The sequence below is a fragment of the Pseudomonas sp. R1-15 genome (assembly GCF_051132085.1).
In the GTDB taxonomy this organism is placed as follows: Bacteria; Pseudomonadota; Gammaproteobacteria; order Pseudomonadales; family Pseudomonadaceae; genus Aquipseudomonas.
Map to the genome: position 1 here is coordinate 5676076 of NZ_CP071660.1, position 14652 is coordinate 5690727.

Sequence of the window (14652 nt, forward strand, 5' to 3'; positions counted from 1 at the left end):
GACAAGCCGAGTCATGAGCACCGACCCGCAAACCTGAAGGAGCCAGCATGAGCCTGCCCAATCCTGCCGAACTGATCAGCCAGATGGCGATCCGTCTCACGACGCACCTGGAACAACGTGGCATCAGCGAACCGCGCTACATCGGCATTCGCACCGGCGGCGTCTGGGTTGCCCAGGCCTTGCTCGATGAACTGGGCAGCGACTCGCCGCTGGGCACCCTGGACGTGTCCTTCTACCGCGACGACTTCAGCCAGAACGGCCTGCACCCGCAAGTGCGCCCTTCGGCGCTGCCGTTCGAGATCGAAGGCCAGCACCTGGTGCTGATCGACGACGTGCTGATGAGCGGGCGGACCATCCGCGCTGCCATGAATGAGTTGTTCGACTACGGTCGCCCGGCCAGCGTTACGCTCGTCTGCCTGCTCGACCTGGACGCCGCCGAACTGCCGATCCGCCCTAACGTGGTCGGCGCGACGCTTTCGCTGGCGGCCCATGAACGGGTCAAGCTTTCCGGCCCGGCGCCGCTGCAACTCGAACTGCAAGACCTCGCCCTTTAACTGCCCTTGCCAGAGTCCATCGCGATGACGCCTCTCGAAACCAAGCGCCCGCTGCAGCTCAACGATCAGGGCCAGCTGCGGCACTTCCTGTCCCTCGACGGCCTGCGCCGCGAGCTGCTGACAGAAATCCTCGACACCGCCGACTCGTTCCTCGAAGTCGGCGCCCGGGCGGTGAAAAAAGTCCCGTTGCTGCGCGGCAAGACCGTGTGCAACGTGTTCTTCGAAAACTCCACCCGCACCCGCACCACCTTCGAACTGGCGGCCCAGCGGCTGTCGGCGGACGTGATCACCCTGAACGTGTCGACATCCTCGGCGAGCAAGGGCGAAACCCTGCTCGACACGCTGCGCAACCTCGAAGCCATGGCCGCCGACATGTTCGTCGTGCGCCACGGCGACTCCGGCGCGGCGCATTTCATTGCCGAGCACGTGTGCCCGCAAGTGGCGATCATCAACGGTGGCGACGGCCGTCACGCTCATCCGACCCAGGGCATGCTGGACATGCTGACCATCCGTCGGCACAAGGGCAGCTTCGAGAACCTGTCGGTGGCCATCGTCGGCGACATCCTGCACTCGCGGGTAGCCCGCTCGAACATGCTCGCGCTCAAGACCCTCGGCTGTCCGGACATCCGCGTGATCGCGCCGAAAACCCTGCTGCCCATCGGCGTCGAGCAATACGGCGTGAAGGTCTACACCGACATGACCGAAGGCCTGAAGGATGTGGACGTGGTGATCATGCTGCGCCTGCAACGCGAGCGCATGACTGGCGGCCTGTTGCCCAGCGAAGGCGAGTTCTACCGCCTGTTCGGCCTGACCACCGCGCGCCTGGCCGGCGCCAAGCCGGACGCCATCGTCATGCACCCGGGGCCGATCAATCGCGGCGTGGAGATCGAGTCGGCGGTGGCCGACGGGCCGCACTCGGTGATCCTCAACCAGGTGACCTACGGCATCGCCATCCGCATGGCCGTGCTGTCCATGGCCATGAGCGGGCAAACGGCCCAGCGCCAATTCGACCAGGAGAACGCCCAGTGAAGCTCAGCATTCTCGGCGCACGCGTGATTGATCCGGCCAGCGGCCTGGATCAAGTGACTGACATCCATATCGATGCCTGCAAGATCGTCGCCCTCGGCGCCGCACCGACAGGCTTCGTGGCGGCCGAGGTCCTCGACGCCCAAGGCCTGGTGGCCGCGCCCGGCCTGGTGGACCTGAACGTTGCCCTGCGCGAGCCGGGCTACAGCCGCAAAGGCAGCATCGTCAGCGAAACCCACGCCGCCGCCGCTGGTGGCGTGACCAGCCTGTGCTGCCCGCCGCAAACCAAGCCGGTGCTGGACACCTCGGCCGTGGCCGAACTGATCCTCGACCGCGCCCGCGAGGCCGGCAACACCAAGGTCTTCCCGATTGGCGCACTGAGCAAAGGCCTGGAAGGCGAACAACTGGCCGAACTCATCGCCCTGCGTGATGCCGGTTGCGTGGCGTTCGGCAACGGCCTCAACAGCTTCCGCAATACCCGGACCCTGTGCCGCGCCCTCGAATACGCGGCGACTTTCGGCCTGACGGTGATCTTCAACTCCCAGGACCATGACCTGGCCGAAGGTGGCCTGGCCCATGAAGGCCCGACCGCCAGTTTCCTCGGCTTGCCGGGCATCCCGGAAACCGCCGAGACCGTAGCCCTGGCTCGGGACCTGCTGTTAGTCGAGCAGAGCGGCGTCCGCGCGCACTTCAGCCAGCTGACCAGTGCCCGTGGCGCCGCGCTGATCGCCCAGGCCCAGGCCCGAGGCTTGCCGGTGACCGCCGATGTGGCGCTGTATCAGCTGATCCTGACCGACGAAGCACTGATCGATTTCAACAGCGTCTATCACGTCCAGCCGCCGCTGCGCACCCGCGCCGACCGCGAGGGCTTGCGCGAGGCGGTGAAGTCCGGGGTGATCTCGGCCATTTCCAGCCATCACCAACCCCACGAGCGCGATGCCAAGCTGGCACCGTTCGGCGCCACCGAGCCGGGCATCAGCAGCGTCGAACTGCTGTTGCCGCTGGCCATGACGCTGGTGGAGGACGGTTTGCTGGACCTGCCGACTCTGCTCGCACGCCTGAGCGCCGGCCCGGCCCAGGCGCTGCAGCTGCCAGCCGGGAAACTGGCGGTGGGCGCGCCGGCGGACCTGGTGCTGTTCGACCCGGCCGCCTCCACCGTAGCCGGCGAAGCCTGGCGTTCCAAGGGCGACAATTGCCCATTCCTCGGCCACAGCCTGCCGGGCGTGGTGCGCTACACCTTGATGGATGGGCGGATTACCCACCAGGCCTGATACCGCGTCGCGCCTATCGCGAGCAAGCTCGCTCTCACAGGGGATCTTCGGTGAACACAGGATATGTGAACACCTCCGAGCCAATGTGGGAGCGAGCTTGCTCGCGATGCAGGCGACTCGGTCTTAATGGAAAGCCCCACGCTTCTGCGCATTACGAATCGAGACCTGATCGTTCAGCGTCCAGAAGTCATACAGCACCCCAAGGAAAAACACCCCGCCAGTCAGCAGGTAGATAATCCCGCTGAGCCACTTCCCTTGGTACATGCGGTGCACGCCCAACACGCCGAGAAACGTCAGCAGAATCCACGCCACGCTGTACTCGATCGGCCCCGGGGTGAAGCGCAGGTCGGCTTCGCGGTCCATGGCCGGGATCAGGAACAGGTCGATCAACCAACCGATGCCCAGCAGCCCGAAGGTGAAGAACCAGATCGTGCCGGTGACCGGCTTGCCGTAATAGAAACGGTGGGCGCCGGTAAAACCGAGAATCCACAGCAGATACCCGATGACTTTGCTGTGGGTATCGCGGATTGCGCCCTGCTGATAGCTGTTCATGAATGGCCTCTTTTGCCTCGATAGAAAAATTTGTTCGGATCTTTTGTGACTTTTACATGTCTCGCCGACAAGCGGTCATGAGCGACTCGCGTCGGGGAAACGCCCGGATTACGGGGACCTTGTCGGACAATCGGGTCAAATTGTCGCAATTATGCGGCGTTCACGCTGGGTTCCGGATCGACAAACGGCCTCGGAAAGGCGAAAAAAGCTGTTATAAAGTTGCGCGCTAACCTTTATGAGCCCTGCCTAATGCGTCCATTTTTCAAGACATGGCTGACCATTTGCCTATTATTGCCACTGGCCGCCCACGCCACCAACCGTGAGCAACGTCTTCCGAACATCAACGGCTATACGCCCAAATCCCACGTTTCTGCTCCAACGAGCAAAAACAGGCAAAGCGTCCAGCGTGTGAGTAACGCTCACAGCCGGCTGGTGCCACCCATGGCGACCAAGACCACCAGCAATGTGCTGAGCCGCGCCGTGAATGTACTGGGCACACCTTACCGTTGGGGCGGCAGCAGCCCAAGTAAAGGTTTCGATTGCAGTGGTCTGGTGAAATATGCGTTCAATGACGCCACGTTCGACCTGCCGCGTACCTCCAATGCGATGGCTGCCGGCCATGGCGAGAAAGTCGAGCGCAAGGACCTCAAGCCCGGCGACCTGATTTTCTTCAAGCTCAAGAGCCGTCGGGTCAACCACGTGGCCATCTACCTGGGCAACGACCGCTTCATCCACGCCCCGCGCCGAGGCAAGTCGGTGACCATCGACACCCTGAACAAGCCGTACTGGGACACCCATTACGTGGTTGCCAAGCGCGTGCTGCCGAAAGAGCCGGGGGCGATGCGGGTCGTTCAGCGCTGATTACCGACCTTTGTGGCGAGGGAGCTTGCTCCCGCTGGGTGGCGCAGCCGCCCCAAACAGACCGATGATTTGTGTGGGTCCAATCATTTTGGGTCCGCTTCGCGGCCCAGCGGGAGCAAGCTCCCTCGCCACAGAAGCGGCACATTCCTGTTTAGAAATTATCCGGCGTACGCGCCCGCTCTCGCGCGTGCTCGCGGCTGATCAGGCCCTTGCTCACCAGATCCTTCAGGCACATGTCCAGCGTCTGCATCCCCAGCGAGCCGCCGGTCTGGATCGATGAATACATCTGGGCGATCTTGTCTTCGCGGATCAGGTTGCGGATCGCCGAAGTGCCCAGCATGATCTCGTGCGCCGCGATGCGGCCGCCGCCAATCTTCTTGACCAGCGTCTGGGAAATCACCGCCTGAAGCGACTCCGACAGCATCGAGCGGACCATCGACTTCTCGTCGCCAGGAAACACGTCCACTACCCGGTCAATGGTCTTGGCCGCCGACGTGGTATGCAGCGTGCCGAACACCAGGTGCCCGGTTTCGGCGGCGGTCAGCGCCAGGCGAATCGTCTCCAGGTCGCGCATCTCCCCCACCAGGATCACGTCCGGGTCTTCCCGCAGGGCCGAACGCAGCGCCGTGGAGAAACCCTGGGTATCGCGATGCACCTCACGCTGGTTGATCAGACACTTGCGCGGTTCATGCACGAATTCGATGGGGTCTTCGATGGTGAGGATGTGATGGTGCTTGTGGCTGTTCAGATAGTCGATCATGGCCGCCAGGGTGGTGGACTTGCCCGAGCCGGTCGGCCCGGTTACCAGCACCAGCCCGCGAGGAACCTCGGTGATCTTGCGAAACACCTCGCCCATCCCCAGGTCTTCCATGGTCAGGACTTTTGAGGGAATAGTCCGGAACACTGCCCCCGCGCCCCGATTCTGGTTGAAGGCATTGACCCGAAATCGCGCCACGCCGGGTACATCGAAGGAAAAATCGGTTTCCAGAAACTTCTCGTAATCCACTCGTTGGCGGTCGTTCATGATGTCGTAGATCAGTTCATGAACCTGCTTGTGGTCCAGCGCCGGCAGGTTGATCCGCCTTACATCGCCGTCCACGCGGATCATCGGCGGCAGCCCGGCAGACAGGTGCAGGTCCGACGCCCCCTGTTTGGCGCTGAACGCCAGCAATTCAGTGATATCCATAGCGCTCCTCAATTCCAGTAGAATGCCGCGAACCTCAGACCGCTGGCCTCTCTTTATGACCACCATAGCAGACAACATTGCTCAGGTTAGATCGCGCATCCATGCCGCGGAGCAGGCCGCCCAGCGCCCAGGACACAGCGTCCAGCTGCTGGCGGTGAGCAAGACCAAGCCGGCCCAGGCCCTGCGCGAAGCCCACGCCGCAGGCCTGCGGGACTTCGGCGAGAACTACCTGCAGGAAGCGCTGGGCAAGCAGGCCGAACTGACCGACCTGCCCTTGATCTGGCACTTCATCGGCCCCATTCAATCGAACAAGACGCGCGCTATCGCCGAACATTTCGACTGGGTGCACTCCGTGGATCGCCTGAAAATTGCCCAACGCCTGTCCGAGCAGCGCCCGGCCGACCGGCCGCCGCTGAACATCTGCATCCAGGTCAACGTCAGCGGTGAAGCCAGCAAGTCCGGCTGCACGCCAGCGGACCTGCCCGCCCTCGCCAATGCCATCAGCACGCTGCCTCATCTCAAGTTGCGTGGGTTGATGGCGATTCCCGAACCGACCGACGATCGCGCCGAACAGGACGCGGCCTTCGCAACCGTTCAACAGCTGCAAGCCAGCCTGGGCCTGCCGCTGGACACGTTGTCCATGGGCATGAGCCATGACCTTGAATCCGCCATTGCCCAAGGCGCCACCTGGGTGCGCATCGGCACAGCGCTGTTTGGGGCGCGTGACTACGGCCAAGCGCCCAGCTGACTCACTTATCTCTTTATAAGGACCTGTCATGAGTAACACGCGTATTGCCTTCATCGGCGCCGGCAACATGGCCGCCAGCCTGATCGGCGGCCTGCGGGCCAAGGGCCTGGACGCATCCATGATCCGCGCCAGCGATCCGGGTGAAGAGACCCGCAAGCGGGTGAGCGCCGAGCACGGCGTCGAAACCTTCGCCGACAACGCCCAGGCCATCGAGGGTGTGGACGTCATCGTGCTGGCCGTCAAGCCGCAAGCAATGAAGTCCGTGTGCGAGGCACTTCGCCCGCATCTCAAGCCTCATCAATTGGTGGTGTCGATCGCCGCCGGCATTACCTGCGCCAGCATGAATAACTGGCTCGGCGCCCAGCCGATCGTGCGCTGCATGCCCAACACCCCGGCACTGCTGCGCCAGGGCGTCAGCGGCCTGTTCGCCACCGCACAGGTGAGCGCCGAGCAACGCCAGCAGGCTGAACAGCTGCTGTCAGCCGTGGGCCTGGCGCTGTGGCTGGACACCGAGCAGCAACTGGACGCGGTCACCGCTGTCTCCGGCTCGGGCCCGGCGTATTTTTTCCTGCTGATCGAAGCCATGACCGCCGCCGGAGAAAAACTCGGCCTGAGCCGCGAGATCGCTGTCCAACTGACCTTGCAGACTGCTCTCGGCGCCGCTCACATGGCGGTGTCCAGCGATGTCGATGCAGCGGAATTGCGTCGCCGCGTGACCTCGCCGGCCGGCACCACCGAAGCGGCCATCAAATCTTTCCAGGCCGGGGGCTTCGAAGCCCTGGTGGAAAAAGCACTCGGCGCCGCCGCGCACCGCTCGGCCGAAATGGCCGAACAACTGGGCCAATAAGGAGCCATTCATGATTGGATTGAACACTGCAGCGGTCTACGTCCTGCAAACCCTCGGCAGCCTGTACCTGCTGATCGTGCTGATGCGCTTCGTGCTGCAACTGGTGCGCGCCAACTTCTACAACCCGCTGTGCCAGTTCGTCGTCAAGGCGACCCAACCGCTGCTCAAGCCCCTGCGCCGGATCATCCCGAGCCTGTTCGGCCTGGACATGTCGTCGCTGGTGCTGGCGATCCTCGTGCAACTGGCGCTGATGGCCCTGACTCTGCTGCTGACCTACGGCACCACCGGCAACCCGCTGCAACTGCTGATCTGGTCGCTCATTGGCGTCGCCGCGCTGTTTTTGAACATCTTCTTCTTTGCCATGATCATCAGTGTGATCCTGTCCTGGGTCGCGCCGGGCAGCCACAACCCGGGCGCCGAGCTGGTGAACCAGATCTGCGAGCCGGCCCTGGCGCCGTTCCGCCGCATCGTGCCGAACCTCGGCGGCCTGGATATCTCGCCGATACTGGCATTCATGGTGATCAAGCTGATCGACATGCTGGTAATCAACAACCTGGCGGCAATGACCATGATGCCGGAGATCTTGCGGGTGTTGATCTGACTGGCACCGTATCCGTGGCGAGGGAGCTTGCTCCCGCTGGGCTGCGTGAAGCAGCCCCAAACCAGGCGCCACCGTCTGCCAGACAGTCCCGGGCAGCAGGTTTCAGGGCCGCTTCGCGCTGGAGCGCCAGCCCGGCCCAGCGAGAGCAAGCGCCTTCGCCACGGGATTAATCGGCGGTAATCTACCCCACCCTTTGCTTGCCGCTAACCCCAGCGGTCTTTAGACTTACGCCTCATTTCAACGAGAGCAGGGTCGATGCCAGCTGCCTTTCCCCCCGATTCCGTTGGTCTGGTGACGCCGCAAATGGCGCATTTCAGCGAGCCCCTGGCCCTGGCCTGCGGTCGTTCGTTGCCAGCCTATGACCTGATCTACGAAACCTATGGCACCCTCAATGCCACGGCGAGCAATGCCGTGCTGATCTGCCACGCCCTGTCGGGGCACCACCACGCCGCCGGCTACCACAGCGTCGACGACCGCAAACCAGGCTGGTGGGACAGTTGCATCGGCCCCGGCAAGCCCATCGACACCAACCGGTTCTTCGTGGTCAGCCTGAACAACCTCGGTGGTTGCAACGGCTCCACCGGTCCCAGCAGCATCAACCCGGACACCGGTAAGCCGTTCGGCGCCGATTTCCCGGTGCTGACCGTGGAAGATTGGGTCCACAGCCAGGCACGCCTGGCCGACCGCCTCGGTATCGCACAATGGGCGGCGGTGATCGGCGGCAGCCTCGGCGGCATGCAGGCGCTGCAATGGACCATTACCTACCCGGACCGCGTACGCCACTGCCTGGCGATCGCCTCGGCGCCCAAGCTGTCGGCCCAGAACATCGCGTTCAATGAAGTGGCGCGCCAGGCCATCCTCACCGACCCGGAGTTCCACGGCGGTTCGTTCCAGGAGCACGGCGTGATTCCCAAGCGCGGGCTGATGCTGGCGCGGATGGTCGGACACATCACCTACCTGTCCGACGATTCCATGGGCGAAAAATTCGGCCGTGGGCTCAAGAGCGAGAAGCTCAACTACGATTTCCACAGCGTCGAGTTCCAGGTGGAAAGCTACCTGCGCTACCAGGGCGAGGAGTTCTCCGGGCGCTTCGACGCCAACACCTACCTGCTGATGACCAAGGCGCTGGACTACTTCGATCCGGCGGCGAACTTCGACGATAACCTGGCGAAAACCTTCGCCAACGCCACCGCCAGTTTCTGCGTGATGTCGTTCACCACTGACTGGCGTTTCTCCCCGGCCCGCTCCCGGGAACTGGTGGATGCGCTGATGGCCGCGCGCAAGGACGTCTGCTACCTGGAAATCGACGCGCCCCAGGGCCACGACGCCTTTCTGATTCCGATCCCGCGCTACCTGCAGGCGTTCGGCAACTACATGAACCGTATTACGCTGTGAGGACGCCATGAGAGCCGATCTGGACATCATCCAGGAATGGATCCCCGCCGGCAGCCGCGTGCTCGACCTGGGCTGCGGCAACGGCGAACTGCTGACCTGGCTGCGCGACAACAAGCAAGTCACCGGCTACGGCCTGGAAAACGACCCGGACAACATCGCCGAATGCGTGGCCAAGGGCATCAATGTCATCGAGCAGGACCTGGACAAGGGCCTGGGCAACTTCGCCAGCAACAGCTTCGACATCGTGGTCATGACCCAGGCCCTGCAAGCCGTGCATTATCCGGACAGGATTCTCGACGAAATGCTCCGTGTCGGCCGCCAGTGCATCATCACCTTCCCCAATTTCGGCCATTGGCGCTGCCGCTGGTACCTGGCGAGCAAGGGGCGGATGCCGGTCTCGGAATTCCTGCCGTACACCTGGTACAACACGCCGAACATCCATTTCTGCACCTTCGAGGATTTCGAAGAACTGTGCCGCGAACGCAAGGCCAAGGTCATCGATCGCCTGGCGGTGGACCAGCAGCACCGCCACGGGTGGGCCAGCAAGCTATGGCCTAATCTGTTAGGTGAAATAGGCATCTATCGGGTCAGCAGCCCGGGCCTCGCCGACCACAAGGTCGCGGTGTGAGCACCGGCCTTTTTCAGGAGCACGACATGAAGCGTCTAGCGTTGTTCTTAATCACCACCTGCCTGAGCGTGGGCGCCATGGCTGCCGACGTCATCAAGGCCGAGCGCAAGGAAGTGTTCGGTGACGTGACCGTGCACTACAACACGTTCAATTCCACCTTCCTGACACCCGACATCGCCAAGGCCGCCGAGCTGATCCGCAGCAAGAACAAGGGCGTGATCAATGTCTCGGTGCTCAAGGGTGGCAAGCCACTGATCGCCCAGGTCAGCGGCACGGTGAAGGACCTGACCAGCAAGACAGTCACCCTCACCTTCCGCCAGGTCACTGAACCAGGCGCGATTTATTACATTGCCCAGTATCCGGTGGACCAGCAGGAAACCCGGACTTTCGAGATCAAGGTGCAGACCGGCGACAAGATCAACACCATCAACTTCAACCAGGAACTGTTCCCGGGCCAATGATGAACCTCACCCAACTCGTGCTGGCCAGCCACAACGCCGGCAAACTCAAGGAACTCCAGGCCATGCTCGGCGGATCGGTGCAACTGCGCTCGATCGGGGAATTCAGCCAGGTCGAGCCGGAAGAAACCGGCCTGTCGTTCGTCGAGAATGCCATCCTCAAGGCCCGCAATGCCGCGCGCATTTCCGGGCTGCCGGCGCTGGCCGATGACTCCGGTCTGGCGGTTGATTTCCTCGGCGGCGCGCCGGGCATCTACTCGGCCCGTTACGCCGATGGCAAAGGTGATGCGGCAAACAACGCCAAGCTGCTTGAAGCCCTCAAGGATGTGCCCGAGGCCGAACGCGGCGCGCAGTTCGTCTGTGTGCTGGCCCTGGTGCGCCACGCCGACGACCCGTTGCCGATCCTCTGCGAAGGCTTGTGGCATGGGCGCATCCTTACCGAGGCCAGCGGCGAGCACGGCTTTGGCTATGACCCATTGTTCTGGGTACCCGAGCGCAACTGTTCCAGCGCCGAGCTGGGGCCGGTGGAGAAAAATCAATTGAGCCACCGCGCCCGCGCCATGGCCCTGCTGCGTCAACGCCTGGGCCTGCAATGATCGACGACGCTCCCGCACCGCTGATTCATGGCGGTGTACAAACGCCCCGGGCGCCGCTACCGGAGCTGCCGCCCCTGGCGCTGTATATCCACATCCCGTGGTGCGTGCGCAAATGCCCGTATTGCGATTTCAACTCCCACACCGCCAGCCCGCAGTTGCCGGAAGAGGAGTATGTCGACGCTCTGCTGGCCGACCTCGACCAGGATCTGCACGCAGTTCATGGTCGGCCGTTGAGCTCGATCTTTTTTGGTGGCGGTACCCCGAGCTTGTTCAGCGCCCGGGCCCTGGGCCGATTGCTCAAGGGCGTCGAGGCGCGGATAGCGTTCGCCCACGACATTGAAATCACCCTGGAAGCCAACCCCGGCACGTTCGAGCAGGAAAAATTCATCGCCTACCGGGCGTTGGGCATCAATCGCCTGTCCATCGGTATCCAGAGTTTCCAACAGGCCAAGCTTGAGGCCCTGGGGCGGATCCATAACGGTGACGAGGCGGTGCGCGCCGCCGATATGGCTCGCCAGGCCGGCTTCGACAACTTCAACCTGGACCTGATGCATGGCCTGCCCGACCAGTCTCTCGACGACGCTTTGAGCGACCTGCGCCAGGCCATCGCCTTGAAGCCAACCCACCTGTCCTGGTACCAACTGACGCTGGAGCCGAACACGGTGTTCTGGAACCAGCCGCCGACCTTGCCGGAAGACGATACGCTGTGGGACATCCAGGAAGCCGGGCAAGCGCTGCTTGCCGAGCATGGCTACGCCCAGTACGAAGTCTCGGCCTATGCCCAGCACGGACGGGCGGCGCGACATAATCTCAACTATTGGAGCTTCGGCGACTTCATCGGTATCGGTGCCGGCGCCCACGGCAAGCTCAGCCATCCGGACGGGCGCATCGTACGCACCTGGAAGACCCGCTTGCCGAAGGATTATCTCAACCCGGCCAAGCGCTTCCTGGCCGGGGAAAAGAGCCTCGCCAACGAAGAGCTGCCTTTCGAGTTCCTGATGAACGCGCTGCGCCTCACCGAAGGCGTGCCGTCGCGGCTGTATCCGCAGCGCACCGGGCTGACCCTGGAAAGCCTGGCCGAAGGCCGGCGCGAAGCCGAACAAAGCGGGTTGTTACAGGTCGAACCGTCACGTCTGGCGGCGACCGAGCGCGGACAGCTGTTTCTCAACGACCTGCTGCAAAAATTTCTGAGCTGATCAAAACAAGGAAATCGAATGGATCTGGTACTCGACCTGCTCGCCACCGTGTCCCGCTGGAGCCGCAGCAACCTGTCGGAAATCTCCCTGGCACTGGTAGGCTGCCTGCTGGTGTTGTTTGGCGCTGACATCAAGGGCTGGGTCGAACAACGCCTGGGCAGCATCGCCGGCGCCTTGCGCGTCCCGCTGATCGCCCTGCTGTGCATGATCGGCAGCGGCGCCGCGCTGATCTACGCCACGCCGTGGATCGTCCGGGGCTTGAGCCAGTTCAACAACTACAGCCTCGCGCCGGTGTTGCTGGTGGTTTTGGTGCTGATCGGCGTCGTGGCGGATCGGCGCTGAACTCCAATACACCGCAAAACGAACTGTGGGAGCGAGCCTGCTCGCGATGAGGCCCTCACATCCAACACCCATGTTGACTGTCAGGCCGCCATCGCGAGCAAGCTCGCTCCCACATTATTGGCTTACGCCAACTTCTCGAACTTCAAATCCCAGACCCCATGCCCGAGCCGTTCGCCACGGCGTTCGAACTTGGTAATCGGCCGTTCCGCCGGACGCGGGACGTAGCGGCCATCTTCGGCCAGGTTGCGGTAGCCCGGCGCGACGTTCATCACTTCCAGCATGTATTCGGCGTACGGCTCCCAGTCGGTGGCCATGTGCAGCACACCGCCGACCTTCAACTTGCTGCGCACCAGTTCAGCGAACGATGCCTGGACGATCCGGCGCTTGTGGTGGCGACTCTTGTGCCACGGGTCCGGGAAAAACAGCATCAGCCGGTCGAGACTGTTGTCGGCCACGCAGCGGTTGAGCACTTCGATGGCGTCGCAATCGTAGACCCGCAGGTTGGTCAGCCCTTGAGTCAGTACGCCGTTGAGCAACGCACCGACACCCGGACGGTGCACTTCCACGCCGATGAAATCCTGGTCCGGCGCGGCCGCGGCCATTTCCAGCAGCGAATGGCCCATGCCGAAGCCGATTTCCAGCGAGCGTGGCGCCGAGCGGCCGAACACCTGGTCGAAGTCCACCGGCGCGTCGACCAGCGGCAGGACATACAACGGCGCACCCTGCTCCAGGCCGCGTTGCTGGCCTTCAGTCATGCGCCCGGCGCGCATCACGAAACTCTTGATGCGGCGGTGCTGGCGCTCTTCGCCTTCTTCCGGGAGGACCGGCGTGTCGTTCGATTCAGTCATCAATGGCTCTTACTTGATCAGACCATCCAGCGGCGAGGATGCGCTGGCATAGAGTTTTTTCGGCATGCGCCCGGCCAGGTAGGCCAGGCGACCGGCAACAATGGCGTGTTTCATGGCTTCGGCCATCAGGACTGGCTGCTGGGCGTGGGCGATGGCGGAGTTCATCAGCACCGCTTCACAACCCAGTTCCATGGCGATGGTGGCATCGGAGGCGGTGCCGACACCGGCATCCACCAGCACCGGGATCTTCGCTTCTTCAAGGATGATCTGCAGGTTGTACGGGTTGCAGATCCCCAGGCCCGTACCGATCAGCCCGGCCAGCGGCATGACCGCGATGCAGCCGATTTCCGCCAGCTGACGAGCGATGATCGGGTCATCGCTGGTGTAGACCATCACGTCGAAACCTTCCTTGACCAGGGTTTCTGCGGCCTTGAGGGTTTCGATCACGTTGGGGAACAGGGTTTTCTGGTCCGCTAGCACTTCCAGCTTCACCAGGTTGTGACCGTCGAGCAGCTCACGGGCCAGGCGGCAGGTGCGCACAGCCTCGATGGCGTCGAAGCAACCGGCGGTGTTCGGCAGGATGGTGTAGCGATCCGGCGGCAGGATATCCAGCAGGTTCGGTTCGCCCGGATTCTGGCCAATGTTGGTCCGACGCACGGCGACGGTTACAATCTCGGCACCCGAAGCTTCAATGGCCTGGCGGGTCTCTTCCATGTCGCGGTACTTGCCGGTGCCTACCAGCAGACGCGACTGGTAAGTACGACCGGCCAGGACGAAGGGCTTGTCGCTACGAACGATGCTCATGGGAAATCCTCTGTTGGGGTGAGGTTCTTGCGAATGCTGCGAAATCGCGGCGACTAACCGCCGCCGATGGCGTGGACCACTTCGACGTTGTCGCCATCCTTCAACGTGGTGTCGGCGTGCTGGCTGCGCGGGACGATATCCAGGTTGAGCTCCACCGCGACGCGGCGTCCGGTGAGTTCCAGACGGGTCAGCAGGGCCGCGACGGTTTCGCCGTCGGGCAGTTCAAGGGGTTCGCCGTTCAACTGAATGCGCATGCCGGATGCCGCCATCATTTTTAGGGGCTGGCATTCTAGCCCGATCAGTCTGGACGACCCAAGCCCCTTGGTCAGCTACGAGCCGCAAGCTTCAAGCGGCAAGTTGTAGACGCCAAGCCGCAATGCCCAGGCAAAGCCAGCCTATCAGGAAGGCCATACCGCCCAAGGGCGTGATCATTCCCAGTTTGGTGACACCTGTAAGGGTCAACAGATACAGGCTGCCAGAGAACAACAGGATACCGATGACAAAGGAAATACCGGCCCAGGTGACGATACGCCCGGGAATGTGCGTGGCCAGCAATGCGACGCCGAACAGCGCCAGGGTGTGCACCAGTTGGTAGGTGACGCCGGTGTGGAAAATCGCCAGGTAATCAGCGCTCAGACGGCTTTTCAGACCATGGGCGGCGAATGCTCCCAGCGCTACGCCGGTGAAACCGAAAAAAGCCGCCAGCATCAGAAAGCTACGCAACATGGGAACTCCAGTC

Annotated in this window: 19 protein-coding genes; 13 read left to right on the forward strand and 6 right to left on the reverse strand. The window is 62.8% G+C overall.

Annotation, left to right across the window (positions count from 1 at the left end):
• The first annotated feature begins 47 nt into the window (after positions 1–47).
• From pyrR to J3P97_RS25655, 3 genes are read left to right on the forward strand one after another with little or no spacing between them, the layout of a single operon-like run.
• On the forward strand, positions 48–554 hold the full coding sequence (gene pyrR, locus J3P97_RS25645; RefSeq protein ID WP_434673026.1) for a bifunctional pyr operon transcriptional regulator/uracil phosphoribosyltransferase PyrR: 507 nt from the start codon (positions 48–50) through the stop codon (positions 552–554).
• A gap of 24 nt (positions 555–578) precedes the next feature.
• Positions 579–1583 (forward strand): aspartate carbamoyltransferase catalytic subunit, encoded by a 1005-nt coding sequence (locus J3P97_RS25650; RefSeq protein WP_003177495.1) that lies wholly within the window; start codon positions 579–581, stop codon positions 1581–1583.
• Entirely contained in the window at positions 1580–2851 is a 1272-nt protein-coding gene (locus J3P97_RS25655) for a dihydroorotase (RefSeq protein WP_434673027.1), read from the forward strand. Before J3P97_RS25650 ends, J3P97_RS25655 begins: the two co-directional genes overlap by 4 nt.
• 123 nt (positions 2852–2974) lie before the next feature.
• Here the strand turns inward: J3P97_RS25655 and J3P97_RS25660 are convergent, their stop codons facing one another.
• A complete protein-coding gene (locus J3P97_RS25660; protein ID WP_434602115.1) occupies positions 2975–3403 on the reverse strand; it encodes an NINE protein in 429 nt (142 codons plus the stop codon).
• Positions 3404–3652: 249 nt separating this feature from the next.
• Between J3P97_RS25660 and J3P97_RS25665 the strand changes: the two genes are divergently transcribed.
• On the forward strand, positions 3653–4264 hold the full coding sequence (locus tag J3P97_RS25665; protein WP_434571189.1) for a C40 family peptidase: 612 nt from the start codon (positions 3653–3655) through the stop codon (positions 4262–4264).
• A 151-nt stretch (positions 4265–4415) separates the two neighbouring features.
• Here the strand turns inward: J3P97_RS25665 and J3P97_RS25670 are convergent, their stop codons facing one another.
• Entirely contained in the window at positions 4416–5450 is a 1035-nt protein-coding gene (locus J3P97_RS25670; RefSeq protein WP_434571187.1) for a type IV pilus twitching motility protein PilT, read from the reverse strand.
• Between the two features lie 55 nt (positions 5451–5505).
• Here J3P97_RS25670 and J3P97_RS25675 point away from each other — a divergent pair, with 55 nt between their 5' ends.
• The 9 genes from J3P97_RS25675 to J3P97_RS25715 all read left to right on the forward strand — a co-directional run bounded on the left by J3P97_RS25675 (position 5506) and on the right by J3P97_RS25715 (position 12261).
• Positions 5506–6198: a YggS family pyridoxal phosphate-dependent enzyme gene (locus tag J3P97_RS25675; protein WP_434673028.1), complete on the forward strand. Its 693-nt coding sequence runs from the start codon at positions 5506–5508 to the stop codon at positions 6196–6198.
• A 28-nt stretch (positions 6199–6226) separates the two neighbouring features.
• Positions 6227–7045, forward strand: a complete 819-nt coding sequence (proC, locus tag J3P97_RS25680; RefSeq protein ID WP_434673029.1) for a pyrroline-5-carboxylate reductase — start codon at positions 6227–6229, stop codon at positions 7043–7045.
• Between the two features lie 10 nt (positions 7046–7055).
• Entirely contained in the window at positions 7056–7646 is a 591-nt protein-coding gene (locus J3P97_RS25685) for a YggT family protein (RefSeq protein ID WP_434571181.1), read from the forward strand.
• Positions 7647–7901: 255 nt separating this feature from the next.
• Positions 7902–9041 carry a homoserine O-succinyltransferase MetX gene (gene metX / locus J3P97_RS25690; RefSeq protein WP_434673030.1) on the forward strand — a complete coding sequence of 380 codons (1140 nt, stop codon included), beginning with the start codon at positions 7902–7904 and terminating at the stop codon, positions 9039–9041.
• A 7-nt stretch (positions 9042–9048) separates the two neighbouring features.
• Positions 9049–9669: a methionine biosynthesis protein MetW gene (metW, locus tag J3P97_RS25695; RefSeq protein WP_434602118.1), complete on the forward strand. Its 621-nt coding sequence runs from the start codon at positions 9049–9051 to the stop codon at positions 9667–9669.
• Positions 9670–9695: 26 nt separating this feature from the next.
• Complete coding sequence (locus tag J3P97_RS25700; RefSeq protein ID WP_434673031.1) at positions 9696–10130, forward strand: DUF4426 domain-containing protein; 435 nt, start codon at positions 9696–9698, stop codon at positions 10128–10130.
• Entirely contained in the window at positions 10127–10723 is a 597-nt protein-coding gene (rdgB, locus tag J3P97_RS25705) for an RdgB/HAM1 family non-canonical purine NTP pyrophosphatase (RefSeq protein WP_186612071.1), read from the forward strand. Before J3P97_RS25700 ends, rdgB begins: the two co-directional genes overlap by 4 nt.
• Complete coding sequence (hemW, locus tag J3P97_RS25710; RefSeq protein ID WP_434673032.1) at positions 10720–11919, forward strand: radical SAM family heme chaperone HemW; 1200 nt, start codon at positions 10720–10722, stop codon at positions 11917–11919. Before rdgB ends, hemW begins: the two co-directional genes overlap by 4 nt.
• 18 nt (positions 11920–11937) lie before the next feature.
• Positions 11938–12261 (forward strand): DUF3392 domain-containing protein, encoded by a 324-nt coding sequence (locus J3P97_RS25715; protein ID WP_014340681.1) that lies wholly within the window; start codon positions 11938–11940, stop codon positions 12259–12261.
• 122 nt (positions 12262–12383) lie between these two features.
• Here J3P97_RS25715 and trmB read toward each other — a convergent pair whose 3' ends face one another.
• The 4 genes from trmB to J3P97_RS25735 form a co-directional block, all read right to left on the reverse strand.
• The gene (gene trmB, locus J3P97_RS25720; protein ID WP_434673033.1) at positions 12384–13109 is read right to left on the reverse strand and encodes a tRNA (guanosine(46)-N7)-methyltransferase TrmB; all 726 of its coding nucleotides are present in this window, start codon (positions 13107–13109) and stop codon (positions 12384–12386) included.
• A gap of 9 nt (positions 13110–13118) precedes the next feature.
• Positions 13119–13913 carry a thiazole synthase gene (locus tag J3P97_RS25725; protein WP_305498159.1) on the reverse strand — a complete coding sequence of 265 codons (795 nt, stop codon included), beginning with the start codon at positions 13911–13913 and terminating at the stop codon, positions 13119–13121.
• Between the two features lie 53 nt (positions 13914–13966).
• On the reverse strand, positions 13967–14167 hold the full coding sequence (gene thiS, locus J3P97_RS25730; protein WP_434673034.1) for a sulfur carrier protein ThiS: 201 nt from the start codon (positions 14165–14167) through the stop codon (positions 13967–13969).
• Positions 14168–14258: 91 nt separating this feature from the next.
• On the reverse strand, positions 14259–14639 hold the full coding sequence (locus tag J3P97_RS25735) for a DUF423 domain-containing protein (protein WP_434602124.1): 381 nt from the start codon (positions 14637–14639) through the stop codon (positions 14259–14261).
• Between the last annotated feature and the right edge of the window lie 13 nt (positions 14640–14652).

What these genes read in the sequence shown, in the direction of transcription:
- J3P97_RS25685 (WP_434571181.1), top strand. Translation starts at nt 7,056, where the DNA reads ATGATTGGATTGAACACTGCAGCGGTCTACGTCCTGCAAACCCTCGGC.
- J3P97_RS25670 (WP_434571187.1), bottom strand. Translation starts at nt 5,450, where the DNA reads ATGGATATCACTGAATTGCTGGCGTTCAGCGCCAAACAGGGGGCGTCG.
- J3P97_RS25735 (WP_434602124.1), bottom strand. Translation starts at nt 14,639, where the DNA reads ATGTTGCGTAGCTTTCTGATGCTGGCGGCTTTTTTCGGTTTCACCGGC.
- metX (WP_434673030.1), top strand. Translation starts at nt 7,902, where the DNA reads ATGCCAGCTGCCTTTCCCCCCGATTCCGTTGGTCTGGTGACGCCGCAA.
- J3P97_RS25700 (WP_434673031.1), top strand. Translation starts at nt 9,696, where the DNA reads ATGAAGCGTCTAGCGTTGTTCTTAATCACCACCTGCCTGAGCGTGGGC.
- J3P97_RS25675 (WP_434673028.1), top strand. Translation starts at nt 5,506, where the DNA reads ATGACCACCATAGCAGACAACATTGCTCAGGTTAGATCGCGCATCCAT.
- thiS (WP_434673034.1), bottom strand. Translation starts at nt 14,167, where the DNA reads ATGCGCATTCAGTTGAACGGCGAACCCCTTGAACTGCCCGACGGCGAA.
- J3P97_RS25725 (WP_305498159.1), bottom strand. Translation starts at nt 13,913, where the DNA reads ATGAGCATCGTTCGTAGCGACAAGCCCTTCGTCCTGGCCGGTCGTACT.
- J3P97_RS25660 (WP_434602115.1), bottom strand. Translation starts at nt 3,403, where the DNA reads ATGAACAGCTATCAGCAGGGCGCAATCCGCGATACCCACAGCAAAGTC.
- metW (WP_434602118.1), top strand. Translation starts at nt 9,049, where the DNA reads ATGAGAGCCGATCTGGACATCATCCAGGAATGGATCCCCGCCGGCAGC.
- hemW (WP_434673032.1), top strand. Translation starts at nt 10,720, where the DNA reads ATGATCGACGACGCTCCCGCACCGCTGATTCATGGCGGTGTACAAACG.
- proC (WP_434673029.1), top strand. Translation starts at nt 6,227, where the DNA reads ATGAGTAACACGCGTATTGCCTTCATCGGCGCCGGCAACATGGCCGCC.
- trmB (WP_434673033.1), bottom strand. Translation starts at nt 13,109, where the DNA reads ATGACTGAATCGAACGACACGCCGGTCCTCCCGGAAGAAGGCGAAGAG.
- pyrR (WP_434673026.1), top strand. Translation starts at nt 48, where the DNA reads ATGAGCCTGCCCAATCCTGCCGAACTGATCAGCCAGATGGCGATCCGT.
- J3P97_RS25715 (WP_014340681.1), top strand. Translation starts at nt 11,938, where the DNA reads ATGGATCTGGTACTCGACCTGCTCGCCACCGTGTCCCGCTGGAGCCGC.
- rdgB (WP_186612071.1), top strand. Translation starts at nt 10,127, where the DNA reads ATGATGAACCTCACCCAACTCGTGCTGGCCAGCCACAACGCCGGCAAA.
- J3P97_RS25665 (WP_434571189.1), top strand. Translation starts at nt 3,653, where the DNA reads ATGCGTCCATTTTTCAAGACATGGCTGACCATTTGCCTATTATTGCCA.
- J3P97_RS25650 (WP_003177495.1), top strand. Translation starts at nt 579, where the DNA reads ATGACGCCTCTCGAAACCAAGCGCCCGCTGCAGCTCAACGATCAGGGC.